At 46.9% G+C, this 26801-nt stretch carries 23 protein-coding genes and 1 tRNA gene; 14 read left to right on the top strand and 10 right to left on the bottom strand.

Features of this window, described 5'->3' with window-relative positions:
* Positions 1 to 22 precede the first annotated feature (22 nt).
* Positions 23 to 208 carry a hypothetical protein gene (locus JWG88_RS03010; RefSeq protein WP_205232209.1) on the top strand — a complete coding sequence of 62 codons (186 nt, stop codon included), beginning with the start codon at positions 23 to 25 and terminating at the stop codon, positions 206 to 208.
* A gap of 219 nt (positions 209 to 427) precedes the next feature.
* Here JWG88_RS03010 and JWG88_RS03005 read toward each other — a convergent pair.
* The 3 genes from JWG88_RS03005 to cysS all read right to left on the bottom strand — a co-directional run bounded on the left by JWG88_RS03005 (position 428) and on the right by cysS (position 3331).
* A tRNA-Gln gene (locus tag JWG88_RS03005) sits at positions 428 to 501 on the bottom strand.
* 71 nt (positions 502 to 572) lie between these two features.
* The gene (gene amrB, locus JWG88_RS03000) at positions 573 to 1385 is read right to left on the bottom strand and encodes an AmmeMemoRadiSam system protein B (protein WP_205232208.1); all 813 of its coding nucleotides are present in this window, start codon (positions 1383 to 1385) and stop codon (positions 573 to 575) included.
* Between the two features lie 476 nt (positions 1386 to 1861).
* On the bottom strand, positions 1862 to 3331 hold the full coding sequence (cysS, locus tag JWG88_RS02995; protein ID WP_205232207.1) for a cysteine--tRNA ligase: 1470 nt from the start codon (positions 3329 to 3331) through the stop codon (positions 1862 to 1864).
* Between the two features lie 161 nt (positions 3332 to 3492).
* Between cysS and JWG88_RS02990 the strand changes: the two genes are divergently transcribed.
* On the top strand, positions 3493 to 5076 hold the full coding sequence (locus tag JWG88_RS02990) for an AmpG family muropeptide MFS transporter (RefSeq protein ID WP_205232206.1): 1584 nt from the start codon (positions 3493 to 3495) through the stop codon (positions 5074 to 5076).
* Between the two features lie 15 nt (positions 5077 to 5091).
* Here the strand turns inward: JWG88_RS02990 and JWG88_RS02985 are convergent, their stop codons facing one another.
* The 5 genes from JWG88_RS02985 to JWG88_RS02965 form a co-directional block, all read right to left on the bottom strand.
* Complete coding sequence (locus JWG88_RS02985) at positions 5092 to 5628, bottom strand: PilZ domain-containing protein (RefSeq protein ID WP_205232205.1); 537 nt, start codon at positions 5626 to 5628, stop codon at positions 5092 to 5094.
* Between the two features lie 242 nt (positions 5629 to 5870).
* The gene (locus tag JWG88_RS02980) at positions 5871 to 7355 is read right to left on the bottom strand and encodes a sigma-54 interaction domain-containing protein (RefSeq protein WP_205232204.1); all 1485 of its coding nucleotides are present in this window, start codon (positions 7353 to 7355) and stop codon (positions 5871 to 5873) included.
* Positions 7356 to 7965: 610 nt separating this feature from the next.
* Positions 7966 to 8352, bottom strand: coding sequence for a PGPGW domain-containing protein (locus JWG88_RS02975; RefSeq protein ID WP_205232203.1), 387 nt, complete (start codon positions 8350 to 8352; stop codon positions 7966 to 7968).
* Between the two features lie 74 nt (positions 8353 to 8426).
* Complete coding sequence (locus JWG88_RS02970) at positions 8427 to 9002, bottom strand: nitroreductase family protein (protein WP_240194231.1); 576 nt, start codon at positions 9000 to 9002, stop codon at positions 8427 to 8429.
* 229 nt (positions 9003 to 9231) lie between these two features.
* Complete coding sequence (locus JWG88_RS02965) at positions 9232 to 13368, bottom strand: DUF748 domain-containing protein (RefSeq protein WP_205232202.1); 4137 nt, start codon at positions 13366 to 13368, stop codon at positions 9232 to 9234.
* Positions 13369 to 13768: 400 nt separating this feature from the next.
* Here JWG88_RS02965 and cdaA point away from each other — a divergent pair, with 400 nt between their 5' ends.
* The 4 genes from cdaA to JWG88_RS02945 all read left to right on the top strand — a co-directional run bounded on the left by cdaA (position 13769) and on the right by JWG88_RS02945 (position 17325).
* Positions 13769 to 14557 carry a diadenylate cyclase CdaA gene (gene cdaA / locus JWG88_RS02960; RefSeq protein ID WP_205232201.1) on the top strand — a complete coding sequence of 263 codons (789 nt, stop codon included), beginning with the start codon at positions 13769 to 13771 and terminating at the stop codon, positions 14555 to 14557.
* Positions 14554 to 15579: a CdaR family protein gene (locus tag JWG88_RS02955; protein WP_205232200.1), complete on the top strand. Its 1026-nt coding sequence runs from the start codon at positions 14554 to 14556 to the stop codon at positions 15577 to 15579. Before cdaA ends, JWG88_RS02955 begins: the two co-directional genes overlap by 4 nt.
* 59 nt (positions 15580 to 15638) lie before the next feature.
* Positions 15639 to 16973 (top strand): phosphoglucosamine mutase, encoded by a 1335-nt coding sequence (glmM, locus tag JWG88_RS02950; RefSeq protein ID WP_205232199.1) that lies wholly within the window; start codon positions 15639 to 15641, stop codon positions 16971 to 16973.
* Between the two features lie 175 nt (positions 16974 to 17148).
* Positions 17149 to 17325, top strand: coding sequence for a hypothetical protein (locus JWG88_RS02945; RefSeq protein WP_205232198.1), 177 nt, complete (start codon positions 17149 to 17151; stop codon positions 17323 to 17325).
* A gap of 461 nt (positions 17326 to 17786) precedes the next feature.
* Here the strand turns inward: JWG88_RS02945 and JWG88_RS02940 are convergent, their stop codons facing one another.
* Positions 17787 to 19007 carry a lytic murein transglycosylase gene (locus tag JWG88_RS02940; protein WP_337833097.1) on the bottom strand — a complete coding sequence of 407 codons (1221 nt, stop codon included), beginning with the start codon at positions 19005 to 19007 and terminating at the stop codon, positions 17787 to 17789.
* Positions 19008 to 19707: 700 nt separating this feature from the next.
* Here JWG88_RS02940 and JWG88_RS02935 point away from each other — a divergent pair.
* The 4 genes from JWG88_RS02935 (at position 19708) to JWG88_RS02920 (ending at position 22042) form a co-directional block, all read left to right on the top strand.
* Positions 19708 to 19986, top strand: a complete 279-nt coding sequence (locus JWG88_RS02935; protein WP_205232197.1) for a helix-turn-helix domain-containing protein — start codon at positions 19708 to 19710, stop codon at positions 19984 to 19986.
* Positions 19983 to 21194 (top strand): type II toxin-antitoxin system HipA family toxin, encoded by a 1212-nt coding sequence (locus JWG88_RS02930; protein WP_205232196.1) that lies wholly within the window; start codon positions 19983 to 19985, stop codon positions 21192 to 21194. The genes JWG88_RS02935 and JWG88_RS02930 overlap by 4 nt, the downstream gene beginning before the upstream one ends.
* 177 nt (positions 21195 to 21371) lie before the next feature.
* Entirely contained in the window at positions 21372 to 21686 is a 315-nt protein-coding gene (locus JWG88_RS02925) for a nucleotidyltransferase family protein (protein ID WP_205232195.1), read from the top strand.
* Positions 21683 to 22042, top strand: a complete 360-nt coding sequence (locus JWG88_RS02920) for a HepT-like ribonuclease domain-containing protein (protein ID WP_240194230.1) — start codon at positions 21683 to 21685, stop codon at positions 22040 to 22042. Before JWG88_RS02925 ends, JWG88_RS02920 begins: the two co-directional genes overlap by 4 nt.
* A gap of 166 nt (positions 22043 to 22208) precedes the next feature.
* On the opposite strand, the gene JWG88_RS02915 is transcribed toward JWG88_RS02920, so the two are convergent.
* Positions 22209 to 23072 carry an REP-associated tyrosine transposase gene (locus tag JWG88_RS02915; protein ID WP_205232194.1) on the bottom strand — a complete coding sequence of 288 codons (864 nt, stop codon included), beginning with the start codon at positions 23070 to 23072 and terminating at the stop codon, positions 22209 to 22211.
* Between the two features lie 585 nt (positions 23073 to 23657).
* On the opposite strand from JWG88_RS02915, the gene JWG88_RS22305 reads away from it, so the two are divergent.
* From JWG88_RS22305 to JWG88_RS02895, 4 genes are all read left to right on the top strand, one after another.
* Positions 23658 to 24272, top strand: coding sequence for a type IV pilin protein (locus JWG88_RS22305; protein WP_371927024.1), 615 nt, complete (start codon positions 23658 to 23660; stop codon positions 24270 to 24272).
* Between the two features lie 78 nt (positions 24273 to 24350).
* Positions 24351 to 25109, top strand: a complete 759-nt coding sequence (locus JWG88_RS02905; RefSeq protein WP_205232193.1) for an ABC transporter ATP-binding protein — start codon at positions 24351 to 24353, stop codon at positions 25107 to 25109.
* Complete coding sequence (locus JWG88_RS02900) at positions 25102 to 25935, top strand: hypothetical protein (RefSeq protein ID WP_205232191.1); 834 nt, start codon at positions 25102 to 25104, stop codon at positions 25933 to 25935. Before JWG88_RS02905 ends, JWG88_RS02900 begins: the two co-directional genes overlap by 8 nt.
* An 8-nt stretch (positions 25936 to 25943) precedes the next feature.
* The gene (locus JWG88_RS02895) at positions 25944 to 26768 is read left to right on the top strand and encodes a hypothetical protein (RefSeq protein WP_205232190.1); all 825 of its coding nucleotides are present in this window, start codon (positions 25944 to 25946) and stop codon (positions 26766 to 26768) included.
* Positions 26769 to 26801: the final 33 nt, after the last annotated feature.

Genomic DNA, 26801 nt, shown 5'->3' with positions numbered 1-26801 from the left:
ACGGGTAAAGCTATGGCAGAACATGGCTCTTCAAAAGGTGAAAAATATCATGCTCACCATCACGGATGAATCTAATTCACTTCCGTTTTTTGTCCACAATAATTTATCAATACCAATGAAACTGAGCTGGTTTCATGCTGCCTGCCTTGGAGATTTACAAAAGCCAATTTTTACCGTCATCCAGGACTCTTATCTGGGGCCGGAATGACGAAACTGACATTCCGCCAATATTCTTGATGATTTACCCATAAAAAGTTTCTTTCGCTAAGTAATGGGTAATCAGAACAGTTTAAGGCTTCACTGCAGCATTGAAATAACTTTTTGTATTTTTATGAATTTCTTGAGGGTGGGATAGAGCGAAGTGGAACAACTTGCTTTTGCTTTATTTTTGTGTTTCGGAGATCTATGGAAAGGTAATGAAATGAAATGGCTGGGGGACAGGGATTCGAACCCCGATAAGCGGAGTCAGAGTCCGCTGTCTTGCCGTTAGACCATCCCCCAGCAAGTTATGAGATGAGGACAATTATATAGAAAAAATCTTTAATGCTGTCAAGAAAAAACAGGTTGAATATTTACCCTCTGGAAATGACCGCGCCGGCATAGCCGACCACTTGTTCAGTATCTCCGGAAACTTCGCCTGAATCGATATAGCGTATAACTTCCGCTTTGTTTGCACCCAGTCGCAGGGCGGCCAGCAGGACAACGGTGACGGGAATAACGCCGCACATGGATATCCTGTTATCACGTACGGTTTGAAAAAGACCTTTAGGGTTGAGCGCTGTTAACTGTTCGAGTGCAAGGGTGTCCTTTTTAACTGTATTTTCCCTGGATTCAAAGTGGCTCATATCGCTTGAGGCCAGCATCAGTACAGGTTTTCCATACTGAGAAATTGTATCGGCAAGTGAATTGGCCAGGTTTTCACACTCCAGGTAGGAAAGCTGGGAAAGAGCCAGTGGAACTATGGACAGATTGTCCTGCAGTACCTGGAGAAATGGAACCTGGACTTCCAGTGAATGTTCATATTGATGGGCGCTTTCATCAGCGATTACTTCCGGATTAGCCTGAAGAAGCTGCTCCGAAAAATAGCTGTTCACCGGAACCTTGCCTGTCGGCATATCCCAATCTTGCGTGGAAAGGGCAATGGAAGCGCCTCTGCCCTGGTGGTTTGGTCCTAATATTACAACTGTTTCGGGAATGGTGATACTTTTCAGGGTTTGGGCGCAGACTGTACCTGAATAGACATATCCGGCATGTGGAGAGACGACGGCGATACAGTTTTCTATTTTGGGTGGATTGTAATTCTCCAGCAGTTCCGTGGCGGTATCTTTGAGCACATCCGGTTCTCCAGGATAGAAGCGGCCGGCAACAGCGGGTGATCGACTCATATATGCCCTCCTATGGATAACTTGGTCAGCCGGAGTGAGAAAATTTTAACGGAAATTTTTATCGCTGCACGAACTCCGGTTGGGTATTGCTGAATAGTTACTCCGTCATATTTTTATCCTGCCGCTATGCTAGTGAATTCCAGCTTCATCACCTGGTCGCCGACTAGAGATCGGACGATAGTAGACTCCGGATCGGGGTCCGGAATGACGGTAGTAGTATACTTCTGGTTTTCCAATCAAGTCCGGGTGCCTGGTAGTTTTCGGATCCGTCATCCCCGACGCTGATCCGGGAGAGCGCAATGACGGTAGTGGTTCACTTCTGATATACCCAGTCAGGTCCGGAATGACTGTAGTGGTTGATTCCGATATCAATTGTATGGCTGTGTTTCTGATATGCCTCGGAGTCTCGCAAGGTCGCTTGCCTGATCTGAGAATAAATATTCCCCGGACAACCTCCCAAGTGAAATTTCAGCCGGTCAGGAAGAACGTTTTATCGTCCAGGCCGTGCCGTCCGCGCTGTCCTTGAGTTCAATATTCTTGCGGAGCAGTAGATCGCGGATCTCATCGCTTCTCTTCCAGTCTTTGGCGGTTCTGGCAGCAAATCTTTCTTCAATCAATTTGTTTATAGTATTTTCATCAATGTCCAGATCGGCAAGCATTTTTGCTCTTTTTGTTGCCAGGTAAGATGCGGCATCTTCGCGGAGCAGGCCCATAATGCCCGCCAGTTTTTTGAAAGTTGCAACAGTTTCGCGCAATAGTGAGATATCCTGAGCGGAGGGGCGAGAAGGAAGCATTCTTCGAATCTTGTTGAGCACCTTGACCGTATCGAACAGCACTCCCTGTGCCTGAGCGGTATTAAAGTCGTTATCCATGGCCTGGCAGAATCTCTTTTCCAGACCGGCAAGCTTGGCCTTGTCTTTTGCGGATATCACCTCAGCAGCATCGGTTGGACCGTCCTCAAGATCCTCGATGGCGGCGATGCATTCATAAAGCCTGTCGAGACCGGTGATAGCATCCTGCATGGCATTTTCAGAGAAATCGAGCGGGTTTCTATAGTGGGTGGAAAAAACGAAGAAACGAAGTTCTTCCCGATGGTATTTGGCGGTAATGTCGCGAATGGTGAGAAAGTTGCCCAGCGATTTCGACATCTTCTCGTCCTTGATGGTGACGAAGCCATGGTGGATCCAGGTGGTGACAAAGGGTTTTTCGTTGGCCCCTTCGCTTTGGGCCAGTTCATTTTCATGATGTGGAAAGATGAGATCCTGACCGCCGCCGTGTATATCAAAAGTTTCTCCGAGATACTTCTTGCTCATGGCTGAACATTCGATATGCCACCCCGGTCTACCCGGGCCCCAGGGACTGTCCCATTGCGGTTCTCCTGGTTTTGAGCCTTTCCAGAGAACAAAATCCATGGGGTTGGTTTTTTGTTCGTTGACGGAGATGCGTGCCCCTGCCTGCATGTCTTCGAGCCTTCTTCCGGAAAGCTTGCCGTATTCATCAAAGCTGGATACCGAGTAATAGACATCATTGCCGGACTGGTAGGCCATGTTCTTTTCGATCAGCTCGGAGATGAATCCCACCATCTCCTCTATGTTTTCAGTAGCCTTCGGTTCAAGGGTGGGCCGGGCGATCCCCAGGTTGTCCATATCGATGTAGAACTCATCAATAAAGCGGTTGGCCAATTCCTCCGGGGTGGTGTTCTGCTCCGCAGCCCGGTTGATGATTTTATCATCTATATCTGTAAAATTACGAATATACGTTACCGCATATCCTTTGTATTTAAAGTATGCCACGATCATGTCGAAAACAAGGGCTGAGCGGGCATGGCCTATGTGGCAATAGTCATAGGACGTTATTCCACAGACATAGATTTTTACATGGCCAGGCTCCAGCGGGGAAAATACTTCTTTTTTCCGGGTCAGGGTATTGTAAATTGTAATAGACATGGTGTAGATACTATCCCCTTATGGGAAATTTTTTCGTGGTTGTATGTATACTAGAGTGGAATGCACATGCAAATTTCGTCAATTCTTGAATCAACGAACTGAAAACGTAACATTTTCCCATTGAAGTTGACAACATAATTATAATCGGAGAAAAGACAAGAATGAGCGGCCCCCATGCCGGAGAACGATCCTGGCGGCAAACATTGAAAACATGGATCCATCCCCGGGTTCTAACCATGTTGTTTCTCGGTTTTTCGGCAGGAATTCCGATTTTACTTATTTTCAGTACGCTTTCCGTATGGCTACGCGAAGCCGGAGTAGCCCGTTCTGCCGTAACTTTCTTCAGCTGGGCGGCTCTTGGCTATTCCTTTAAATTCGTCTGGGCGCCCCTTATCGACAAAATGCCTTTTCCGCTGCTGACCCGACTGCTTGGCAGAAGGAGGTCATGGATGCTTGTCTCGCAATTCGCCATTGTAACGGCGATTGTCTGTATGGCCAGTATCGATCCGGCAGCAGGCGAAGAAGCCCTTACCATTATGGCAATGGCGGCGGTCCTGCTCGGTTTTTCCTCGGCCACTCAGGATATCGTCATAGACGCCTACCGCATAGAATGCATTGATGCAACGTATCAGGCGCTGCTCTCATCCACATATATAGCAGGTTATCGTATCGGTATGGTTGTTGCCGGAGCGGGTTCACTTTTTCTGGCCTCCTATCTGGGGACGACCACGGAGATTTATTTATATTCAGCCTGGAAGAACACCTATTATTTTGCCGCGGCGACCATGTTGGTCGGAATCGTTACCACCCTGATAATCTCCGAACCGGAAAGTAACCTGGATCCTTCCGTCTATAAATATTCGTCCCGGCAATACTTCAGACTCTTTCTTGTTTTTCTGGCGGCATGCCTGGTTTTTTCCCTTACCTTTTTTCTCACCGGGACAACGGCGGAGCACGTCCAGTCATTCCTCTCCTCACTTCTCTGGAATGACACCACCTTCACGGGATTTTTGGTCGAAGCCTGCAGATTGGCCCTAGCGATACTGGCAGCCGCAGGTTCTGTGGCGCTTCTGGTAAAAGCAGGGGCCCTGGAGAGGGAAATGGTTGTGGAAACCTACATCGATCCGATACAGGAGTTTTTTGGTCGATACGGAGTGAAAACAGCCATTCTTATCCTCTCTCTTATCGGTTTCTATCGCGTTTCCGATATTGTTCTGGGAGTCGTTTCCAATGTATTTTATGTCGATATGGGGTTCAGCAAAAACGTGATCGCCGGAATAACCAAACTGTATGGAGTGGGGATGACCATCCTTGGCGGGTTCCTCGGGGGTATGCTCACCTTGCGATACGGTATCTATTCCATACTGTTTCTTGGTGCGCTGCTGTCGGCAATCACAAATCTGCTCTTCATGGTCCTTGCTTCTGCAGGTCCCGATGTGACCATGCTCACCGTGGTCATTGCCATTGACAATCTCAGCGCCGGCCTGGCGGCCACAGCTTTTGTGGCTTTTCTCTCCAGCCTGACCAATATCTCGTTTACCGCGGTTCAGTATGCACTTTTTTCCTCGCTTATGACGCTGTTTCCCAAACTGTTTGGAGGATATTCCGGCAGCCTGGTCGACACCTTCGGCTACAATAACTTTTTTCTGCTGACTACGTTGATGGGAATACCGGTGCTGGTTCTGATCTGGTTTATCAGGAAAAAATCAGTAATTGCTTTGAAGGAAGGAAGTGATGCAGGATAGAGTGCTACATATCATTCAGGTAAGATCCAACCGGTTTGAGAGGTCGGCGGGCAATGCTGTAAGCCTGTAAAAACTGAGCCCTGCCGTATATCTCATGATTTTGAGGTGATAATTGCACCATTTAACTTTTGCAAGACCATGCCGTGGCGGTGAAATTCCCGATTTTTCATAGGAAAAACGGACGATGCAGTCATGAAAAAGTGGTCCTCGGGTTCTAATCTGCATACCGCCGACGCTAAGATTTATAGTCCTGGCTATCCCCGCCGTCTGTTGAATCAAACATCCTGCTTCATTGATAAAATTCAGGTTAAGAGGATGTTCGGAGGTAGTACGGGGATGGTTGCGCCGGTTGATGGGCACAGCTTCGGTCTCCACCTGCAGCGAGAGCAGCTCTTCCTTATACTGGCTGCAATTCCTGTGGTTTTCCGATGTACAGTAGTTTGAAATCTGATCATAAAGAGGAACAAACAGCCCCTTTCGGCTGATGGAGCATTTTCTCGATAATTCAGACCAAAATGGACATCGATGTAGAGAATGGTTTTGTTTCGTCATGATAACGGAGGTTTTTGACGTCGTTAACTGTCCGCCTGGAGTTGAGGTTTAGCTCCCTGGGGACATATGCGGGGAATGGATTCCTGATTCGTCATCCCGGACACTGATCCCGGACCGGAATGAAGATCTGAGGGTTCAAGAACTTTACAATGCATCATAATCGCTTATCCGGTTCTTCATTGAACGGAGTGGATAGTGTGAACGGCTTACGAATGGCCTTGCAAAATATATTCCTGAAAGAGTTAACGATACTTTTTTGAGGTTATCCCAAAGCGCTTGAGTTTATCGTAAAAAGCAGTCTTACCGATTCTTAAATCCTTTGCCGCCTTGGCGACATTGCCGTGATATTTTTTCAGAGTATCGGTGATGATTTCTTTTTCTACTTCTGTAAGCATATTTTTTAGCGGCATATTGGAATATTTTTGGCCGATGGAGAGGTGGTCTTCCTGTGGATGTCCGCCGGGGGGAACATCAAAGAATATTTCCTGTTCGGTTATGATATTGCTTTTTGACATTAAAACAGCACGTTGAATAACATTTTCCAATTCGCGAATATTGCCCGGCCAATCATGACGGCAGAGTTTGTCGATGATAGGCCGTGGTACGAAATTCACATCTTTTTTAAAGGCAAGACGATATCTGCGGATAAAATGAGAGACCAGATCCTCGATGTCCTCCTTTCTCTCCCGCAATGGAGGGATCGAAATATTTATTATGTTGAGACGGTAGAAGAGGTCGAGACGAAAGCTGCCGTCCTGGACGGCCAGGGCCAGATCCCTGTTGGTTGCCGCGATAATTCGCACATCGATATTGATTGGTCGATTTCCGCCTACACGGATAATTTCTCCGTTCTGAAGAACCCTGAGGAGGGCTGCCTGCATTCGCGGTGAGATGTCACCGATTTCATCAAGAAAGATTGTGCCGTCATCGACAACTTCAAACTTTCCCTTGGTCTTGGCATGAGCTCCGGTGAATGCACCTTTTTCATAGCCGAAGAGGTCACTTTCCAGCAGTGAATCATTAATGGCATTGCAGTTGATTTTGAGAAACGGTTTTTTGTTGCGGTTGCTGGTTTCCCGAATGAGGTTGGCGACCAGCTCTTTTCCTGTGCCTGATTCGCCGGTAATAAGAATGGTGGCATCCGATTTGGCCACCTGTGTCACCATATCTCGCAGGTCTCGCATCGGTCTGCTGGATCCGATCATGGCATTGTCGCCCGAGAGGTTGGCCAGCTGTGATTTCAAGTTGATGAGCTGCTCAGAAAGTTTCACACGTATCTTTTCGCTTTCTTTGAGCTTTCTGATTTTTTGGGAGAGGATTGCCTCTATATTATTGTGAAAGAGTGAGAGCTCTTCCTCATGCTTTGTCTGCTCGGTGATATCTCGTAATATCAGCCATTGGAGAGTTTCTCCATTGTAGCCGTGGAAAGGAGCAAATACATATTCCAGGTGGCAGTCCCTGAACAGGGTGCGATGAATATGTCGAGATGTACCGGTAGCCGATTTTGAAAGGGAAGAGAGAAGTTTGCGGGAAAAATCGGCGGCGGCTTCTGAATCGCCGTTGGGATCGATATCGAAGGCATCAAAAAAGTCTGCTGCGCTTTTATTTGAAAATTCGATAGACTTTGTGCCATTGATAATCATCACCGGATCGGTAATGGCGTCGAGCATGCCGCGCTGGTTGTAAATCAGTCTTTCTACTTCGGTCTGGGTTACAGGAATGTTCATTATAAAAGGAGTTCTCCCGGGCAAATAATTCAGATTTCCGGATTTTAACATGCGACTTGGATGAACAATTTCGTAGCCATAAAGAGAGCCTGGCGAACTAATAGTGCCGCATTGTAATTTTCCAAAAAAATTTTGTAGGAATAATATTCCCCTTATGGTTCCGGTATTGTTGATGAATAAATAAAAAACAGACTGTTGATGTACTCTGAGACACAGCGGGGTATCAGATAAATAATCATTTTTTCCGGATGATTTTCAGTATAGGAGTAAACTGCCTAAATAGCAAAAAAATGAAGAGGGCTTTTTCCAGAAATACGAAAAAAAGATTCTTCACTATAAAAATATTTCCTGTTCACAGGTGTCGCTTAGTCAGAAGCAGGGGATTTTTGTGAGAAGAGGAGGTGGGAAAACCGTCTTGCTTGGTGGCTTTTTTGATTGTTGGGGTTCGCTATGCTCACGCCAACCTACTCATAAAAAAGGTGTAATGGAATACGAGCTCAGGGTCGAGTCCGGAATGACGGCACAACGAGAGTTTGCGGTATTCGGCAATCACGCTGGCATGAATCTTATTTTGATCCATCCTAAAAGAGCGAAGTGGTAAAGGAACAGCTTAAACCTTTTCATGCCAGTGAAAAGGCGGCTTTTTCATCTTGTTGCGGGTCCAGTTGAGACTTTTTTGGATTGTCGATTTGGATATAAGAGAGAGTATCATGTTGCGCTTTCCTTTGAAACTCATGCACAATATACCGATGAGAATGGTTAAAAGACCCTGGCCCGGCAGGAAGAGCATCAGAATACCCGCAGCAACCAGTACTATCCCGGCTATATTTCTCAGCACCAGCAGGACAATATGGAGCCGTTTACCCTCATAATGAGGGTGGGTCTGGTATTTCAGAAAATATTCACGGGGAAGCCTGGCTATAAAAAAAGGGATAAAAAAAAGGCTTAGACTGAAGGTGGAGATCGACAGGATCGTCAAAAATTCAAGGTAAGGCATTAGATAATCTATAATCTGCTGTTTCATTATTTAAGTAATGGATCTAAAGCAACGAATCCCCGCAGTTGGAGGCGTTATGGTTGCAGAAGAATGTCCTGGAGCCGTCTTTTGGGAACATGGTGGGTTTGATTGCCGTCTCTCCAATATTTGATATTGTAATCACTGCATTCTTCAATCACCACCTTTTCGGCAGGTACGCCCAGGGCGATAACAAGCTGGAGTTCCAGATGCTCCGGTTGAGGGAATTCTGCTGCCAGCTTTTTGGAGAAGGCGAGGATGCGACATCCGCCCAAGCCGGCCTCCGTTGCTCCCAGCAGCATGTTTTGAGAGGCAATGCCCAGATCGAAATGGGCTTCCTGCAATGAGCCCTTCAACCATTCTCTGTTGAGGTAGCAGAGAATATAGGCGGTGGGTCGCTGTCGCTCCTCCGGTCCTTTCCAGTCGGTCAGATAGCCTGCCCAGCCAAGGTGTGGGAAGACGGAGGCGCACTCACCTGCATCTGTGACAATACGGTACTGCCAAGGTTGACAGTTCCTGGCTGAACCGCCGAGTCGGCCCAGCTCGATCAGTTTTTCCACTGTTGAGGCATCGATAACCGCTGTTGCATCAAATTTACGGAAGGTCCTGGTTTTTTCGATAATGTTCTTCATGATCAAGTCTCCGTTGGTTTTTTGAGGTTCAGTCCATACCAGTTTACCAGTGAACTCAGCAAAACTCAGGCTGCGAAGCTTGAAGCCTATTGCAGGAGTCCGTTCTACCGTCATAAAACCTGGACTTCGGTTGAGTTTGGTGAGTAATCAATACGATAATATCGTGAAAAGTTCAACGAAGCTCTTGTGCGGCTAAAAAAAAGACCGAGGTCGACCCTTTTAGAGACCATCAATTAATATGAGACAAGGAAATGTCTACAGATGGTACTTCCGCCGTATCGGCCAGGGTGACATCATCGCTGATATCGATATTTTCAGGAGAAACATCCTGGTACTCTAAAAGAAAATCACGTACTTCCTGGATTCGGTCCCGGCCAAGCTGCTCGAGCATCTCGTCGGTAATCACAATTGGTTGTGCCGAAACGGGAGTAAATTCCTGCAGATCTTCTTCGCTGATATCTTCAACAATTATTCCATCCTGCGTGGGCGCCGCCGAGGATCCGGAGTCCTGGCGATCCTGCCACTCCTGCAGGAGCCTGGCGTTTTCCAGATTGACTCTCTCCTTCTCAGCCTGCTCCAATCGTCGGCGCATAGCACTGGTATCGGAAATCCGATCAACTGTGGCCGAGAGCACCAGCCGAAGCTGGGGCGTGTCGCCCAGCAGCATGCCGTAGAGAGAAAGATTACTGAGCCCTTCTTTACTGAGCTGCGTTTCGCCGGGTATAAATGAAATTTTCGGGTTTTCCTGCAAAATGTCGTATGGTTCCTTAAGCAGCAGGTAAGGTGAGACGCTGGCTTTGATAAACAATCTCTGAAAATGACTTACCACCTGCCTGAAAAGAGGTTTTGAAGTATCTCTCAAGGGCACGGTTTCAGAGAGACTATCTCTGCCGTCGCTTAACAGGGCCAGGGCCAGGGCCGTGGCGGACTGCGGATTTTCGGCGGCAAGAAAGGAAATATCAAGTCTTACCTGCGAATTTTCCGAGGTATCGTTTTTGTAGAACATATTCAGGGTGCTGTTTGTCATCTCCAATTCGAAAGGTGTCTCAAGCTGTTGGTGGAGCGTCTGCAGCGGAAAATCCTCAATTTCGACCAGGCATTTTTCAACCGCCGGCTCAGAGGAGGGGAGGAGCGTGCCCTGCGCTGAAAAAGGAGCTCCGGCAATTGTGCCCGTCACACCATACTCAATCGGATCCAGTGATTCAGAAAGGTGCAGGTTGTCGACATACCCTTTAATAACGGCAACCTTTGTCTGCCATGGCGGAGACAGCCTCTCATCCAGATAATCGATGGCACCATCCTGTATGTTGACCCGGGCGATGTTCAGCCTGGAGAAAGGAACCGCGCTTTGCTCCTGCTCATCGGCTAGAAGGGAGTTGATCGTCTTCCGAAGTGCGGAATAGTAATGCTCTCCACTGTCGGTGTAGCTGATCCGCGGAGATTCCAGCGTAAGTTTGGCGACTTCCAGATGCCGCGGTGAGTAGGTATAGCTGAAGCCGCTGAGAATAGCATCCTGCCAACCCATGAGATCCATACCGTTCTTCGAGAGCAGGCGTCCCCGGGCAAAACGAATATCGCCGGAAAAGCTCTTTTCCGGATAATGATAGAGAACTTCGCCGCTTACCGTAGCTTCAACATTTTTGTTCAATGGTGTTTCAGTGAAATGCTGCAGGGTATCCGTGGTAACATCCACGAACTTCAGGTCAATTTTTGACCGTGTCGGGGAGACCGCCATAACTCCCTGAGCGGAAATTTCACTCTGATCGGCGAAGTGTGCCGTGAAGGAGATATTTTCGCGCTTTGCCTCATTATTACTTAGGGAGGAGATGTTTAGGTCGAAATTACGTATGAAATCGGTCTCACCATCTTCCGCCAAAAGGTCGACTTTGCCGGAGACTTGTAGATTTTCAATAAGAATATTATCGGATCTATCGGATTCTTTCTTCGGAAAAGGTGGCAGAGTCGCGAGAAAATCCGGTGTCAATCCTATTTCCGCTTGCGGCAGAGCAAGCCCTTCGATATGGAAGTCTTCTCCCTGTCTGGATATGGTGGAAATGGAAGCACTTTCCGAGAAGAACCTGAGGTCGCTGTCCTCGACGGCAAAATTTGTGAAAAGCAGTTTTTCAGCACGGTAATCGGAGAGATTGATATCTGCGGAAACCTTGGCAAAGGCAGCCTTCTCAAAGCTGTAACTGCGCCCGTTCGCTTTTTCCGTAAAGAGACCGTCGTAAATTTCGAGCGAGCCTTCATAACTTTGAGTATCAATATCAAATTTGCCGGTCCCATTCAGTAATGTCCGGGCAGCCACGGAATATGACGATGCTGCACGTTCCGGCAGCACGGCAGCGGGCAGATTAGTGAAGGCTACTTCGACAGCGCCGCTCAGGGGCGTGGTGGTAATTTTCCCTTTGGCTCTGATTTCCCCGTCATTTTCCGCGGATCCGCTGAACACGAAATTTTCCTTTTTCGCAGCGGCTTCAAAATCGGCGGCCTGCAGACGTACGTTTTTCAGCTTTACGGGTTTTTCCGTATCTTTTTCAGGAAGTATGGTAAGTGAACCTTTCAGGTCAATGCCCTGGATGGAGCCTTTCTCACTGTCTATATAGTCCTGCATCAGTGCGGGCAGTTTGCTGCGAGACAAAGTAACGGTGCTGTCGTTGAAAAACAGATTACCCAGTGAGATAGCCTCCCCGGTTATTGATACCGGTGTCGCCCTTCCTGTGGGGCTCTGCAGCCAGGCCTTACCGTCTTCGGCTAGCCTGATCGAAGAAAAGAGCAGGGTGCCCTTGTCGAAATCGAAGGAGACTGGTGTTGATTCACTGCGCCGCAGGGAGAATCTGCCCCGGATATCGGCCGAGCCTGTAGCGGAAGTTGCCGCAGCTCCTGTTATTCCGGATTTTCGGGCGACAACCTTCACCACTTCAGCCAGCGGCAGGTTGTTAATCTCCAGGGAGCCGACCGGGGTGGTATTGTCAAATTTACCTTGCCAGAAATAGTGTGCCGGATCATTCCCGGACTCGGCGCTGACCCGGAAGGTGCCTTGCGAAGCCTTGTCTTTCAGGGCGGCAGCATTGGCAAAATTGCGTATGCTCAACTGAACGGGACTGAACTCGCGATTCTCCCCGGAAGTTTTGATGACTATCGTGCCATTGTCGGCAATGAGTAGAGCCGAGGTGATTGCCGGAAGCTCAAGTGGAAAACTGCTGGAAGTTTTTTTATCGTAATCCTTCAGAAACAAAGAATCGACGGTAGCTGCGCTGAAGCCTTTCTCTACTTTCAGAGTCGGATCTCTCAGCAGTAGATGGGTGATATCAATCTCGCTGTTCAGCGGGTTGAGAGAACCCAGCAAATTAAAGCCAGGAACCGCAAGGGAAAGCATGTGGTCATGGCTGCGAAAAAGCGCTTCCCGTACCTGGAACTGGTAATTGAGTGCCAGTTGGCCACCTTCTTTCTCCTGAGCCTGGAAGGATATCTGTATCTTGCCATCAGCGGTGCCTTTTTCTATTACCAGCGGCAGCGGAACCGGAAAATAATTGGCATACAGCTGCAGGTCGATGGCCTGCAGCGTCCCGGAAAGCCGGGTTAGCTCTTTTGCCCCGCCCCGGGAAGCCTGTTCTGTTTCGCTGATCAGTTCAACCGGACTGCCGTTGATGACCGCTGAAAAGCGTGGTTGAATATAGTTGCCGATATCAATGGAAAAATTGGAAAGAGTCGGCAGGTTGACCTTCAAATCCTCGATATAGTGAACCTTTTCTGTGCTGGTGTCGTTGAAGACGATACTGCTGTTATTGATGGATATATTGTTCAGGGAATAGAGGAAGGGCAGTTCGGCGAAATCCAACATATCAAGAGCTTCACCGCCGCTTTTTGTAAAGAACCGGGAGATGTTGTAGGTATTGTCCGGATATCGGTAAACTGTAAATGCCGCCCCATTAATAATCAGGGCATCGGAGACGATGCTTCTTCTCAGCAGCTGGATGAAATCAAGATCTGCATGGAGTTCTCTGATAGTCAGAAAATCTTCGCTTGAGCCGTCTTCTTCCAGGGAGTTGATATGTATGCCTTCGGCAATGATCGAGCAGTCCAGGGGGTTGAACCCGGCGGTATCCACACTCAGGCTGAGGCCTGTGTTTTGCTGAAAGATCTCGGGGAACTTGTCTTTGATGAGATATGGCACCAGGACGGAACTCAGGACATAATACCCGGCAAAAAGCAGAAGTAGAACCAGGGGGAGGATCAAAAACAGCCTTTTGCCTGGTTTCCGCGGAGAGGGGGGCTGATCCCGTGGATCTTCTTTTTTGTGCTGTTTTTCAGCAGGTTTTTTTATATCGCTGGATATGGGGATATTGCCGTATAGATCTGCCATTGATTTAAATGCGGATGTCTGCTCCGTTGTGCAACTTTATTTCTTCTACAGGGACCTGAATTTTTTCATACCGAATATACGCTTTTTGCAGATTCCTGCACTAATTAGTTTCAAATCCCAATCACTGAAGACAACGATAGCCGGAAGGACAATTCAGGAATAGACGTTACTCTGCCCCGCAATGAGGCAGAAAATCAATACCCGGGCGAAATGTTTATAAATACCCTGAAAAGCACTGATATTTTATATTTTACCTTGCTAAAGTGTGTTAAACATATGTAGAATGGCTGCAAGGATAAGGAAGAGCCTTTCTTTTACTCATTTCTAAGGAATCAATCAACTCACAAGTCCTGAATTCCTGGTTGGGTACAGTTATAAAATTTCAAGATCACCTGTTTAGATGTTAGAATTTCTGGAACTTTTGCGGTGGCAGGATGCTTTGGATATCCTTGTCGTCGCCTTCATCATTCATCAGATTATTTCCATCATACGGGGTACCCGCTCAGTACAGATGCTTCTCGGCATCATCGTACTTACCATGGTTTACTTCATGGCGAGCGTTCTTGAACTCGCCACCCTGATGTGGTTGCTCAGGACCTTTCTCAGCTCTATCTTCCTTATTATCATCATCGTTTTTCAGCATGATATCAGACGAGCCCTGACGCAGGTCGGCAAATCTCCTTTCCAGAAAACCACCGATACCATGGAAAGAGATATTGATGAGGTTATAAGTGCCGTCTTTTACCTCGCAAAGCGAAGAATCGGAGCACTCATTATCCTTGAGCGCGACACCGGGCTGGGGGATTACGTCGAATCCGGTTTCGACCTCAATGCCAAGCTTACCAAGGAGTTGCTAGTTTCCATCTTCATGCCGGTATCGCCGCTGCACGACGGTGGAGTTATCATCAGTAAAGGGAGAATCAAGACGGCGGGCAGTATTCTGCCTCTGACCCGAAATCCATATATCAGCAAACGTTTCGGTACCAGGCACCGGGCGGCAATAGGTTTATCCGAAGAAACAGATGCCATTATTCTGGTAGTTTCCGAGGAAACCCAAAACGTTTCTCTGGTACAGCATGGTGCCCTTACCGCGGTCAATGATGAATTAGCTTTGCGAACCAGCCTACGGGCAATATTTGTCGGTAAGGAACAGTCCTCGACATGGAAGAACACCTTTTTTAGAGCATGATGTCACAATTCATCAAAAAAATTCAGAACCTCTGGGCCAAGGGGTGGGTTCTGAAACTTATCTCCCTCTGTCTGGCGACGATGCTTTGGATTTTTGTCGGCGGCGAGGATATAGTAGAGAAAAACATCATGGTGCCGGTAGAGGTCATCAATCTGCCCAAGGATCTGATCATTTCCAACAAATATAAAAATGAAATCGAGGTAACCGTGCGCGGCCCGCGTTCATTGATACTCGAAACGGGCAAAGATCAGAAAGCCCGCCAGATAGATCTTTCCAAGGCAACTCCGGGTACAAAGGTGGAGAACATCGAGATTGATACCATCCCGATCAGCAGGGGGATCGAAGTGCTGCGGGTGCGGCCCTCCTCGATTATCCTCTCGCTGGACAAGCTGATCAAAAAGGAATTGCCAATCAATCCGGTAACCGTCGGCAGTGTCACCCCGGGCTATGTCCTCAAAAACCTGACCATAGATCCCAGCTCCATTTCCATTACCGGACCGCAGACCGTGCTTTCCCGGGTCGAAGTATTGCAGACTACTCCAATTAATATTCACGGACTCTTCGAGTCGGTGCAGCTGCAGATTCCTCTTGAGCTTGATCCCGCTATTGTAGATCTTATCGGTGAAACCTCGGTTACCGCCGATATAACCATTACCTATGATACTATCACAAAAACCATTGAAGATGTACCCGTCAACGTTGTCGTGAAAGGATTTCTGCAGAAGGTCGAGCCCGAAACGGTAACGGTGACTATGAAAATCCCCAGGATGATCATAGACGAGGACACAAAGTTCACCGATCTTTTCTCGGTTACGGCAGTAGAAGACGGGACAGCAAATGAGGTTGACCAGCTGCGGGTTCAGGTAATTCCCTCAGCCGATCTTACGGTGCCTCTGGAAATAGTTTCCATCAATCCACCGTATGTTACCCGGGTTGCGCCGCCACCTGAGATACCGGATACATCGTCTCTGCCGGAGGCGGCCGAAGAATCTTCCCGGGGAGCCGAGAGAGAAGTCCGGTGATACAGGCACTTAAAATATAGACGCTTACAATATAGAAACTACACAGGTAGCTGAATAAAATGCAAAAATTATTTGGAACCGACGGCATTCGCGGTATCGCCAATGTCTTTCCGATGACTACGGAAATCGCCATGCAGGTGGGGCGCGCAATCGCTTTTATCGTCAAGGACGAGAGTAAACGGCACCGGATCGTCATCGGCAAGGACACCAGGTTATCCTGCTATATGCTGGAAAATTCTCTGGCTGCGGGAATTTGCTCCATGGGAGTGGATGTTCTTCTGGTCGGGCCTATGCCCACGCCTGGAATAGCGTTTATTACAACCTCGATGCGCGCCGATGCCGGTGTGGTAATCTCGGCTTCACACAATCCTTTTCAGGATAACGGCATAAAGATATTCTCGAATGACGGATTCAAGCTGCCCGATGAAACGGAAGCTCACATCGAGGACCTGATCTTTTCGAACAAGATGGCCTCCTTATGTCCTTTGGCAGACGAGGTGGGCAAGGCCACCAGGATCGATGACGCCAAGGGAAGATATATCGTCTTCCTTAAAAACACCTTTCCCCATAAGTACGAACTGGATGACTTTCATATCGTTCTCGATTGTGCCCACGGCGCCACCTACAATGTCGCGCCTCATGTATTCGAGGAGCTCGGCGCTACCGTGACCACCCTGGGAGTCAGCCCCAACGGCATCAATATCAACGACCGGTGCGGCGCCCTCCATCCCGAGCTTATGGCCGAGAAGGTCAAGGAGCTCGGCGCTGATATCGGCCTGGCGCTGGACGGCGACGGCGATCGTTTGATCGTCTGCGACGAGAAGGGCAGGATCGTCGACGGCGATCATATCATGGCCATCTGCGCCAAGGATCTGCTTAAACGACGTAAACTGAAGAAAAAGACGCTGGTCTCCACGGTAATGTCCAATATGGGACTCCATATCGCCATGGAGCAGATGGGCGGCACCATGGTGCGCACAGCGGTGGGCGACCGTTACGTGGTCGAACACATGAGAAAGGAAGGTTACTCCTTCGGAGGCGAGCAGTCCGGACACCTCGTCTTCCTCGACCACATCACCACCGGTGACGGCATTCTCGCCGCTCTGCAACTCCTCTCGGTGATGAACAAGACCCAAAAACCGCTCTCCGAACTGGCCACCGTCATGGAAAGTTATCCGCAGGTGCTCAAAAACGTCAGAACCGAAACCAAAATCGATATAAACACCATCCCCGGATTTCTTGATACCATAGAAAAACTAGAGAACAAGCTTGGCAAAACAGGAAGAATACTGGTACGCCCCTCGGGAACCGAACCGCTGATCCGGGTAATGGTCGAGGGAAGCAACGAAGACCTCATCAACGAAATAGCCGATGAACTATGCGGCTTGATATAAAAGTACAACAGAAAAACCGAATTACCTTACCGTCATTCCGGACCCCGATCCTGAATCCATGGTTTCTACATCTCCCTAACCCCTCATCTGTGAAATAACCAATGAATCATATGGATTCCACAACCACAGGCATGATCTAGTCAATACAGGTTGGCTGACCGATTTCAGCAAACATATGAAACTTCGTCCTGAAAAGGTTTTTGAAATAATAGGAACAACTAATCAAATAGTTGAAAAAATGTACGAAAATGTGCTGGCGGTGCATGAAAAGCAGTACGGCCAAGCGAAGATCTATTCGGACCTCAGCACGGTACTACGCAAAAATCTTTTTCAACTGCAGGGCATGATTTAAGAATTTATGTCAACAATAAAGAGTTGATCCCATACAATTGCCCATACCACCCAGCCAATTCAGAACCGACTAAATTTCCCCACCCCTCATCAACGAAACAACCAATGAATCAAAAGTATTACCACAATAAAATTCAGAAATCGTAGGTTGGCGCTGAGCAAAGCGAAGCCCAACAACCACCCTTGGCAAAACCACCATCATCCATAAGCTACCTGCCAAACAACCACCAACCACCGTCATTCCGGATCCCGATCCGGAATCCACAATTACTTATCTCCAGAAAGTAAAGTTTGTGAGATGTCGGTTGATCTACTAAATGTATAATATTAAAGTAGTTAACTCATGTCTATGGGCAGATTTTGGATTTGTCTCGGAACAAGGAACTATTTATTTGCTGACCTTAATCAGAAAGTAAAAGGTTTATCTGAAAGCACCTTGAGGAATACATAATGTTCTTCCTCTTATTCACGCAAAGCCCTAAGAAGCTGCTGCGAGGGAACACCATCTTCGTCCATTCCGGCCTGGACTTGAAAATTTCTTATAGCCGCTTTCGTTCCACTCCCAAGATAGCCATCGATTTCTCCGGAATAATGGCCACGCTGCTTCAGCCGTTTCTGAATTTCAATTTTTTCTCCTACGCTCAGGGACCCTGCCGGCCTTGGCCATAACTGGTCCAGACCTCCCCATCCCGCTATCTTGTCGGCCAGAAGTCCAACGGCAAGAGCATATGAATCAGAATTATTGTAGTTTTTCAGGACATAAAAGTTTCTCATCATCAGAAAGGCAGGGCCATCAGGTCCGGCCATGAGTTTAAGGACAGCATTATCATGCGGCCAGGGATAGGCCCTGCCGCCCGGCCGTTTGAATCCGAGCTGTTCCCATTCCGTCAGGGTTTTCGTCTGCTCATTATACTTTTCCCCTGTCGAGGGAATAATTACTTCGTATCCCCAGGTCTTCCCTGTTCTCCAACCATTTTCATGCAGCAAATTTGCAGCAGTGGCCAGAGCATCGGGGATAGAATTCCAGATATCCCGACGGCCGTTGCCATCCATATCAACACCATAAGCAAGATAGCTGGTGGGAATAAATTGTGTATGTCCCATTGCTCCAGCCCAGGAGCCGGTCAGCTGTTCCTTTTTTATATCTCCGGCTTGAAGAATTTTAAGCGCGGCAAAAAGCTGGTTACGAGCAAATTTTTGCCTCTTGGGATCTCCGTAGGCGAGTGTTGCCAAGGCTCTTGGAACATAATGCAAGCGCTCCGGTTTTTCGAAGATGGCGCCATAATTCGATTCCATTGACCAGATGGCGAGAAGGATCGACTGTTGAACCCCGAATTTATTTTCAACATCAGCGAGCGTCCCGGAATAATATCTGCCCATCTTTTTTCCTTTTTCAACGGACAGAGGATTAACCCGGGCATCCAGGTAATCCCAGATCTCTGTGGTAAACTCCGGCTGATAGTTGGCTCTTTCAAGAACACGGGCATCGATCTCGGTCACATCGGAAAAGGCGGTATCCCAGGTAGTTTTGCTGATGCCCTCTTTTTGGGCCTCCGGATATAATGCGGCAATCCACTGCACAAAATCCGCGTTTCCAGCTCCCTGAGCAGGGCCGGAGACCAGTCCGATGAACACCAGCAACGGGAAAATCAACAACGATAATTTTGATAAATATTTCTTCACATCGACCTCTCGGATACTCAGTTTAACAGGTAAAGTAACGGCAGCAGATCCAGACGTATTCTTGCTCAATTACTATTTCCCATATTCTCAACTGATGATAATCTTGACAAGCTCGTAAAAACCTCAAATATTTTCGGTATCCGTCATTCCGGACTTGATCCGGTACCGGCATGACGCAGAGAGCACGTTGGGGGGTTTTACAAACACGCCAATTAGCCTGCACGGTTACGTCACAGATTTTTTTCGTTATTCAATTCTGTATGTGCACCTCTATGCTCTCATGCTGCAACCATGTTGGTTACATTTTGTACAGACGTCATCTGCCGCAGAGGTTGCAGCTCCTGGATATTCTATTCGCAAGAGGCGAACCATGTTTTGCATGTTTAACATAGTAAAACGATATTTCAAGACCTGATTGGCCAACCAGCCGGGATGTAAGGGCTGAACTAGAACCTTTTCAAAGATACTGCATCCGGATATTGCAGTTGAATCCACTTTCAACTGGTATAGCCTTTTCTATTTACAGACCTTTTACCTTGCAGGAAAACAGTATTTTCCTGCGATGGAGTTATTGTATCTTGACGAGGGGATTTTAATGGGTGGCCCAGGCACATACCTGACCGGGACCTCTCGTGCTTTTTTAGTATCATATATGCTAAAACATATTTCAAATATTATAAATATGTTTTAGCATATATCTATGCAAACGATAATCGATCAACTAAAATCATACCGTATGGCGATGGGGCTCAAGCAGGAAGAGATGGGAAAAAAGCTCGGCCTTCCGCAAAGTCATTTGTCTAAGATTGAGAGAGGGGTGACGGATCCACGATTAACCACTGTGCTTGAAATGGCTCGGGTGTTGGATCAGGAACTGGTTCTTGTTCCCAGGCAGCTTTTGCCTCAACTTCATGCTTTGCTGTACGGGCAGGAAGAGGATGAGAGGCGGTGGCGGTTAGACGAAGAGGATACCTCATGAACAGGATGTTGGAAGTTCGCCTGCATGAGACTACGATCGGTATGCTGACCATGTTGCCAAGCCGGAAGATATTTTTTTCCTTTGATGAAGCATACCTCAATGATCCAGAAAGATGTGTTCTCAGTCAATCCTTCTTTCGTCCATCAGGAGAGCTGATACCGGACAGCAAAGCGACTTTGGCGAAGCTGCCGGCATTTTTTTCGAATCTGCTGCCTGAAGGTCATTTGCGGGAGTATCTGGCGAGACTGGCAAAAGTAAAATCTACCGAGGAATTCAAGTTAATTGAACTCCTTGGTGAAGATTTACCCGGTGCAGTATCTGTAGCTCCGTTGGGAACGGTGAAACATAAGCCTTCTATGGTAGAGATTGAAGAAGGAAATGAAGTTGCGAAGCATCCTTATCGATTCTCACTGGCTGGCGTTCAGTTGAAATTCTCCGCGATTGCAGAGCGACATGGTAGACTTACAATCCCTGCAGGAGGGGTCGGAGGAGATTGGATTATCAAACTGCCGGCTCAAAATTATCTGCATGTTCTGGAAAATGGGTTTGCCATGATGCAGCTTGCCGCCGGTATTGGTATTTCGATTCCCGAGATTCGTCTTGTGCAATTGCAAGAGATCGATGGGCTTCCTGAAATGGGTATGCTCGGTGGACGTTTCGCGCTTGCAGTTAAACGTTTCGATAGAGCATCTGGTGGAAAGCGTATTCATATTGAAGATTTTGCTCAGGTTTACAACGTTTATCCCGAAAAAAAATATCAAGGTGTCAGTTATGGTAACATCGCCAATATGGTTTGGCTTCTCGCGGGAGAAGCCGGGTTGGAAGAATTTATCCGACGGCTGGTATTTAGTATCTTGATAGGTAATGGAGACATGCATTTAAAGAATTGGTCTTTCATTTATCCAGACGGGCGAACCGCAAGCCTGTCACCAGCTTACGACCTGGTCTCGACAGTTCCGTATATCCCCAACGACAAGCTTGCCCTTAAACTTTATAACACAAAGGAAATGAAAGATATTTCGATGTACCATTTCGAAAAAATGGCAGGGAAGTTCCAGCTTCCTCGGTATGTAGTATTGAAAATCGTGCGTGAAACAGTGGATGCAACTATTTCAGAGTGGGAAGAAAATTATGGCAAGTTCGACTTGCCGCCTGATTTAAAAAAATGCATTGACAGGCATATTTCGGCATCCAAACTTAATGTTTGAAAAAATCAGTATAAATGGTGTCACCCATGACTGTCCCCGAGCCCCCCGTGAGCGCATGAGCCTTTATATCTTGCAATTTCATTCAAGTTTGCTTTAAAATGACGTAAGCTTCATTAATGAAAGACATTTTACCCATTATCAGATACTGTTGGACAGTTACCTATGAATAGAGGGATTATGGGAAGCGCAAGAAGAGAAAAAATAAATGCGCAGACGGCAGCCGATCGGCTTCGCTTGGAACTGCCGCGTTTGCGCCGGGAGTATGCTGTGGTCTCACTGGGGCTGTTTGGCTCTTATGTCCGAGGCGAACAGCGCAAGGGAAGCGATCTTGATGTTCTGGTTGAGTTTTCAAAAGTACCTGGAATGTTAAGATTTCTTGACCTGGAGAGGGATCTTTCACACCTTCTCGGAGTTTCAGTAGACCTGGTGCAAAAGGAGGCGCTTAAACCTTCCATAGGCAAGCGCATACTGGATGAGGTTTTGTCCATATGAAAGAGCCACGTTTCGTTCAGGATTATTTAAGGGATATTCTTGAGGCTATGGACAAGGCCGAAGAATTTACCAACGGCTTGGATCTTCCCAGGTTCACTGAGGATGATAAAACCTCCTTTGCTGTTATTCGCTGTCTTGAAATCATCGGCGAGGCTGCCAGAAAGATTCCAGTTGATCTTCGACGGCGTTTTGCTGATATTCCTTGGAAAAGTCTCGCCGGAATGCGTGACAAATTGATTCACGACTATGCTGGGGTAAGTTTGGAAGTTGTGTGGCGCACAGTCAAGGAGGATATCCCGTCTTTGCGACCTATGTTGATAGCTGTTTTGGAGAAGATGCAAGCAGAAGAGGGTTGAATCGGTGCTGCAAGGAACCTGCAAGCTTCTTTGAGTTTCCGAGCTGATACTGGGTGAATGTTTGGCCATATATCTTTAATTTCGGTAAAGCCCCTGATGGATATCTCTAACCACTATAGCTGAAAACGTTGACCACAACCAAAGGCAGCTGCTCAGAATTGAAATGTCACAATTTTCTTAGAGCGGCAACTATCTTACTCACCGTGGTATAATGAATTCCAAGAAAGTCGGCAATCTCTTTCAATGTATAGCCGTATTTGATATGAGTTTCGGCAATGAGCAGTTTGCGTCGTTGTCTTGAAGCATTGGCAATGCCCGCGAAGATCCGATCAAGTGATGGGCGCCCAGGAAAGCGCTGGGAGCGTGGGATTTCTCCGATCTCTTGCTTGTCTTCTATATGCTCTTCCAACATCGCCACAAATTTCTCGCTTCCCAGAATAATCTGACCAACAAGCTTTTTCCAGAAGTGTTCCTGTTTATCCTGTAAACCTTCCGCAACAAATTGGCGATATTGTTGCCTGGCAGCGGTTTTGTCTTCGGAAAACTGTCTCAGCACCCAATCGATACATAAGTATTTCGGTGCAGTGCCGGTAAAGGCAGTGCTTGTGTAACTGCTCCATTCCCATTCGGCAGGTTTGGAAACCATTCCAGCCCGGACAGGATTGAGAACCACATATCGACAAACCTCGAGAAGATGACTCTCCTTTTCCACGAGAATGGCTTTATATCGTCCCTGAAAAACATGACCGACTCTTTGCTTGGCCCGGTTGAAGGTCTGAGTGTAGACGCCGTTTAGCTGTCGCATTCCCAGAGACAAATTGGGATCAAGAGTCTCGATGACAAGATGGTAGTGATTGTCGAGCAGACAAAAGCCATGACAGAGCCAATTGTATTTCTCAATGGTATTTGATAGCACCTTGAGAAATGTCAAACGGTCAGTGTCACAGAGGAAAATGTTTTGCCTGGCATTTCCACGAGAGGTGATATGATACACGGCTCCTGGATATTCTATTCGTAAAGGTCGGGCCATGTAAGGATGTTTACATATCATAAATGATATTTCAAGACCTGACCCCATATACCCCCATATACCCATTTGCCCCAATGCTGCGCTCGACCAGAAATTGAAAGAAAAAATGAATTAAACGACTACCTCAAAGTCAAATGTGCGAAAAATAATTGACACTGCCAATGCAAGACCCCGTTGATGTATCAATATATCTATTGACATCAAGTAGATATCGGTGGTAGTAAATGATCTCTATATTTAATAAGAATTGCCAACGAGAGTAAGAGGCTCATTTCGGTGGTTAACGTTTTTGGTCAAAGAAAAAGAAGTGACTGACAAAAAATGTCACCACACCAGTGCGGTTTTCGTAATTGGAAAATTGACCAAAGGTTTCAGCTGGCTTCTCAACTATTGAATAAATTGTATAAAAATATGAAAGCATATCAGAATAAATCTAATGGCATAATATTTGTATAAGTGATTCAAGTAAGTAGCTTTACCAATTTCCAGGGAAGGCTTCCCCGGAAAAAACCATCTAAGCAGAATCGAAGCGCTGGAGAAAGAGTCAGGTCGATACTCTGCCGAAATCCTAAAGGAGGATAAAGTATGTTGCACAAATTACAGATGAGAAAAGATGAAAAAGGTTTTACTCTGGTCGAATTGATGATCGTTGTCGCGATTATCGGTATCTTGGCGGCTATTGCTATTCCACAGTTTGCCGCGTATCGTATTCGAGGGTTTAATGCTTCTGCGCAGAGTGATGTAAGAAACCTGTCAACAACTGAATCGGCCCTTTTTGCAGACTGGCAGCGATACGGCATAACTGAAGACAATGCTGCTGATGCTGCTACTGGTGTTGCAGGTGACGGTACTCTTTTATCCGGCGGTGATGCTGCTGTTGTATATGTAATTGCAACCACGGACGCTAGTGCTAATGTAAGGTCTACTGGAATCGGTGTAGGTAATGGCGTTGATGTTGCTGCTCATGTTTCAGATGGTACCATCGCTAATGTAGGAGCTTATACAACTTTTGTTGCAGCAGCTAAGCACCTCCAAGGTGATACTATTTATGCAATAGATGCCGAAAATCCAGGAGTATATCAGGATGTTACCACAAGAGTGCAAGGTGATCCACTAGACGAAACTGCTGATATTCCAGCAGGGGCTACCCTTACGGCTGGTGATGACCTCAATGGTGTGGGGGACTTTATTCTTAGGTAAATAATTTTAAAAACAGCCGTCGGTTTCTCTGTCTCTTAATTGAAGCCGGCGGTTTACTATTTCTGTTCCGACCCGTTGATGAAGCGATTGATAATTGATGTTAAAGATGTCTCAAAAACATATCCGAAAGAAATCAGAATCACAAGTCAACCGGCTTTACAAAATCTTTCTCTTCGGTTATACAAAGGTGAGACAGTCGGTTTGATCGGGGCTAATGGTGCTGGGAAATCGACCACAATCAAGCTTTTGCTTGATTTTATTCGCCCTAATCAGGGAAAGATTCTTCTTTTTGACTCTCAACCAAGTAGTTCGCACTTACGTGCAAGATTGGGATACCTTCCTGAAATAGCTAACTTTCCTTCTAATCTTAGCATCCTTAATTTACTTCGTTACACTGCGGCAACCTGTGGTATGTCAACGGCGCAATTTAATGAACGGTCATATCATCTCCTGAACATGCTGGAGCTTTGGAAAGTTCGTTGCAATCGTTTAGGTACCTATTCCAAAGGGATGCAACAACGTGCCAACTTTGCGGTAGCCTTGATAAACGATCCGGAATTGTTAATTCTTGATGAACCCATGAGCGGACTTGATCCAATGGGCAGGCAAAAAATTATCGACCTAATCTACAGTTTAAAAGATGATGGCAAAACCATTCTTTTCTGTTCCCATATCCTTGAAGATGTAGACCGGTTGGTAGATAAGGTACTTTTGTTGCATAAAGGCCGGAAAGTTTTTTACGGCACACCGGACGAACTGACGAATCAAGAAGACGAAAGCTCTTTCGCCGATGCCTTCGTGAGCAGAGTCAGGAGCGAAGAAAAGAAAAGTGCTTAAAAAAATATTATGGTCCAGTCGCCGTATTATAGCGCTGGCTAGATTAATTGTTATTGACGGCCTTCGCCGTCACGCCCTTATTGGTCTTATTCTTTTCGCTCTGGCAGGAATCACCGGAGGATTGCTTTTTTTTGATTTTATCCCCAGGGAAATAGGTAGGGCCTCCAATGACTTTCTGTTCTCAATTATCTATCTGACCGGTTTTGTTTTTCTGCTTTTCCATGCCGTGCAGGTGATGGCCTGGGATACCGAACGTGGGGCTTTGCATACCTATCTCGCCCGTCCAATTTCCCGCACGGAATATGCTCTGGCGCTTTTTTCCGGGCTGGCAGCTCTCCTACTGCTGTTGAATCTCATTTTATGCGGATTGGGGTGGCTGCTACTGGGGCTCATTAAAGACTCCGTTCAGGCAGTATATTTCCCCCGCCTGTCTTTTTCTTTTTTTCTTCTTGCCGGAGCCGGGCTGTACTGCATTGAGCTTATCATTCTGTCGGTTATACTGTTATTTTCCAGCGCTGTACGTGGAAGTTTTGCTGTGCTACTCCTCACTCTCTGCTATTATTTTATTTGCTCGGGGCTACCCGTAGTACGTGCTTCAATCAAACAGGAATCTGGTAGTGAAGCGGGTGCCTCTGATTATCTCCTTGGAGGATTGACCGCTCTTTTTCCAGATTTCTCCCGGTTGGACTTCAAAACCCTGGCAGTATCAACCGACCTTATTCCTCCCGTCAACCAGATAGTTTTCTCTTTTGGCTTTTCATTATTTTACATTATACTTATTCTCTGGTTGTCCTGCTTTATCTATACGCGCCGAGATCTGCATTGATGATTCACATGATTCGTACCTCAATTCTTTTGGTAGCTCTCGTTTTATATGGGATATGTTTCGCGCTGCAGGAAAAGTATGCTGGAGAACAGGAGGTGGTTCTTAAGCCCTCTTTGCCTGCTAATTATTATAGGATCGTGGCCGGTTATACCAGACAACTAACTGCCGAAATGCTTTTTATTCGTACAGGTGTTTTCCTCGGCGGGGTCAAACCAGGAACTCCTCACGAAAATTACGAACGAGCGCTGGCAAATAATCTCGAAGTGACTACTGAGCTTTATCCACGTTTCCTCGACCCCTATTTTTATACCAACAGCTTTCTCCCTATTATATCTGAGGAATCGGCTTCAAGAGCTGCTTGCATTTTCGAGAACGGTATTGCAGCCAACCCGGAGAATCTAATCCTTCGTTTTTTTTACGGCACCAATTTTTTCTTAGCGATGGATGAGCCCCTAAAAGCAGCTAGAGCCTTTTCCGATGCGTCTGAGCTATCAGATGCCCCGCCAATGTTTAGTCGTATTGCCGCTATATTGTCGGCCCAGGGTGGAGAAATTGCCGCTGGATTGATGTCCTTAAAAACAATGCATGCAGCAGAAGAGAATGAAATGGTTCGTGCCCGCTATGAAGAAGAAATAGCCATTTTTGAACAAGCCCTGGAGGTTCAGCAGGCATTGAAGGCATATATGACACGATATGGTTCAGCACCTGAGACACTGGACCAGCTTGTTCCTATGTTTATTGATGGAATTCCGGAAATAAAAGATTCATTGGTGATGGAATACTCCCCCCCCGATCTTCATCTCAAGCGGCCCACAAAAAAATTAAACAGGTAGGGCGAGAAAAGTGGTTGGTCTGATTTTGAAATT

It is taken from the genome of Desulfopila inferna, assembly GCF_016919005.1.
Taxonomy (GTDB): Bacteria; Desulfobacterota; Desulfobulbia; order Desulfobulbales; family Desulfocapsaceae; genus Desulfopila_A; species Desulfopila_A inferna.
Note: the sequence above shows the minus strand (reverse complement) of the source record. Positions and strands in the feature narration are given on the sequence as shown.

What these genes read in the sequence shown, in the direction of transcription:
- cysS (WP_205232207.1), bottom strand. Translation starts at nt 3,331, where the DNA reads ATGTCTATTACAATTTACAATACCCTGACCCGGAAAAAAGAAGTATTT.
- JWG88_RS02965 (WP_205232202.1), bottom strand. Translation starts at nt 13,368, where the DNA reads ATGGCAGATCTATACGGCAATATCCCCATATCCAGCGATATAAAAAAA.
- JWG88_RS02955 (WP_205232200.1), top strand. Translation starts at nt 14,554, where the DNA reads ATGATGTCACAATTCATCAAAAAAATTCAGAACCTCTGGGCCAAGGGG.
- JWG88_RS02930 (WP_205232196.1), top strand. Translation starts at nt 19,983, where the DNA reads ATGAACAGGATGTTGGAAGTTCGCCTGCATGAGACTACGATCGGTATG.
- amrB (WP_205232208.1), bottom strand. Translation starts at nt 1,385, where the DNA reads ATGAGTCGATCACCCGCTGTTGCCGGCCGCTTCTATCCTGGAGAACCG.
- JWG88_RS02980 (WP_205232204.1), bottom strand. Translation starts at nt 7,355, where the DNA reads ATGAACATTCCTGTAACCCAGACCGAAGTAGAAAGACTGATTTACAAC.
- JWG88_RS02975 (WP_205232203.1), bottom strand. Translation starts at nt 8,352, where the DNA reads ATGCCTTACCTTGAATTTTTGACGATCCTGTCGATCTCCACCTTCAGT.
- JWG88_RS02935 (WP_205232197.1), top strand. Translation starts at nt 19,708, where the DNA reads ATGCAAACGATAATCGATCAACTAAAATCATACCGTATGGCGATGGGG.
- JWG88_RS02895 (WP_205232190.1), top strand. Translation starts at nt 25,944, where the DNA reads ATGATTCGTACCTCAATTCTTTTGGTAGCTCTCGTTTTATATGGGATA.
- JWG88_RS02905 (WP_205232193.1), top strand. Translation starts at nt 24,351, where the DNA reads ATGAAGCGATTGATAATTGATGTTAAAGATGTCTCAAAAACATATCCG.
- JWG88_RS02945 (WP_205232198.1), top strand. Translation starts at nt 17,149, where the DNA reads ATGAAACTTCGTCCTGAAAAGGTTTTTGAAATAATAGGAACAACTAAT.
- JWG88_RS02970 (WP_240194231.1), bottom strand. Translation starts at nt 9,002, where the DNA reads ATGAAGAACATTATCGAAAAAACCAGGACCTTCCGTAAATTTGATGCA.
- JWG88_RS02985 (WP_205232205.1), bottom strand. Translation starts at nt 5,628, where the DNA reads ATGACGAAACAAAACCATTCTCTACATCGATGTCCATTTTGGTCTGAA.
- glmM (WP_205232199.1), top strand. Translation starts at nt 15,639, where the DNA reads ATGCAAAAATTATTTGGAACCGACGGCATTCGCGGTATCGCCAATGTC.
- JWG88_RS02920 (WP_240194230.1), top strand. Translation starts at nt 21,683, where the DNA reads ATGAAAGAGCCACGTTTCGTTCAGGATTATTTAAGGGATATTCTTGAG.
- JWG88_RS03010 (WP_205232209.1), top strand. Translation starts at nt 23, where the DNA reads ATGGCTCTTCAAAAGGTGAAAAATATCATGCTCACCATCACGGATGAA.
- JWG88_RS02990 (WP_205232206.1), top strand. Translation starts at nt 3,493, where the DNA reads ATGAGCGGCCCCCATGCCGGAGAACGATCCTGGCGGCAAACATTGAAA.
- JWG88_RS22305 (WP_371927024.1), top strand. Translation starts at nt 23,658, where the DNA reads ATGTTGCACAAATTACAGATGAGAAAAGATGAAAAAGGTTTTACTCTG.
- cdaA (WP_205232201.1), top strand. Translation starts at nt 13,769, where the DNA reads ATGTTAGAATTTCTGGAACTTTTGCGGTGGCAGGATGCTTTGGATATC.
- JWG88_RS02925 (WP_205232195.1), top strand. Translation starts at nt 21,372, where the DNA reads ATGGGAAGCGCAAGAAGAGAAAAAATAAATGCGCAGACGGCAGCCGAT.
- JWG88_RS02915 (WP_205232194.1), bottom strand. Translation starts at nt 23,072, where the DNA reads ATGGCCCGACCTTTACGAATAGAATATCCAGGAGCCGTGTATCATATC.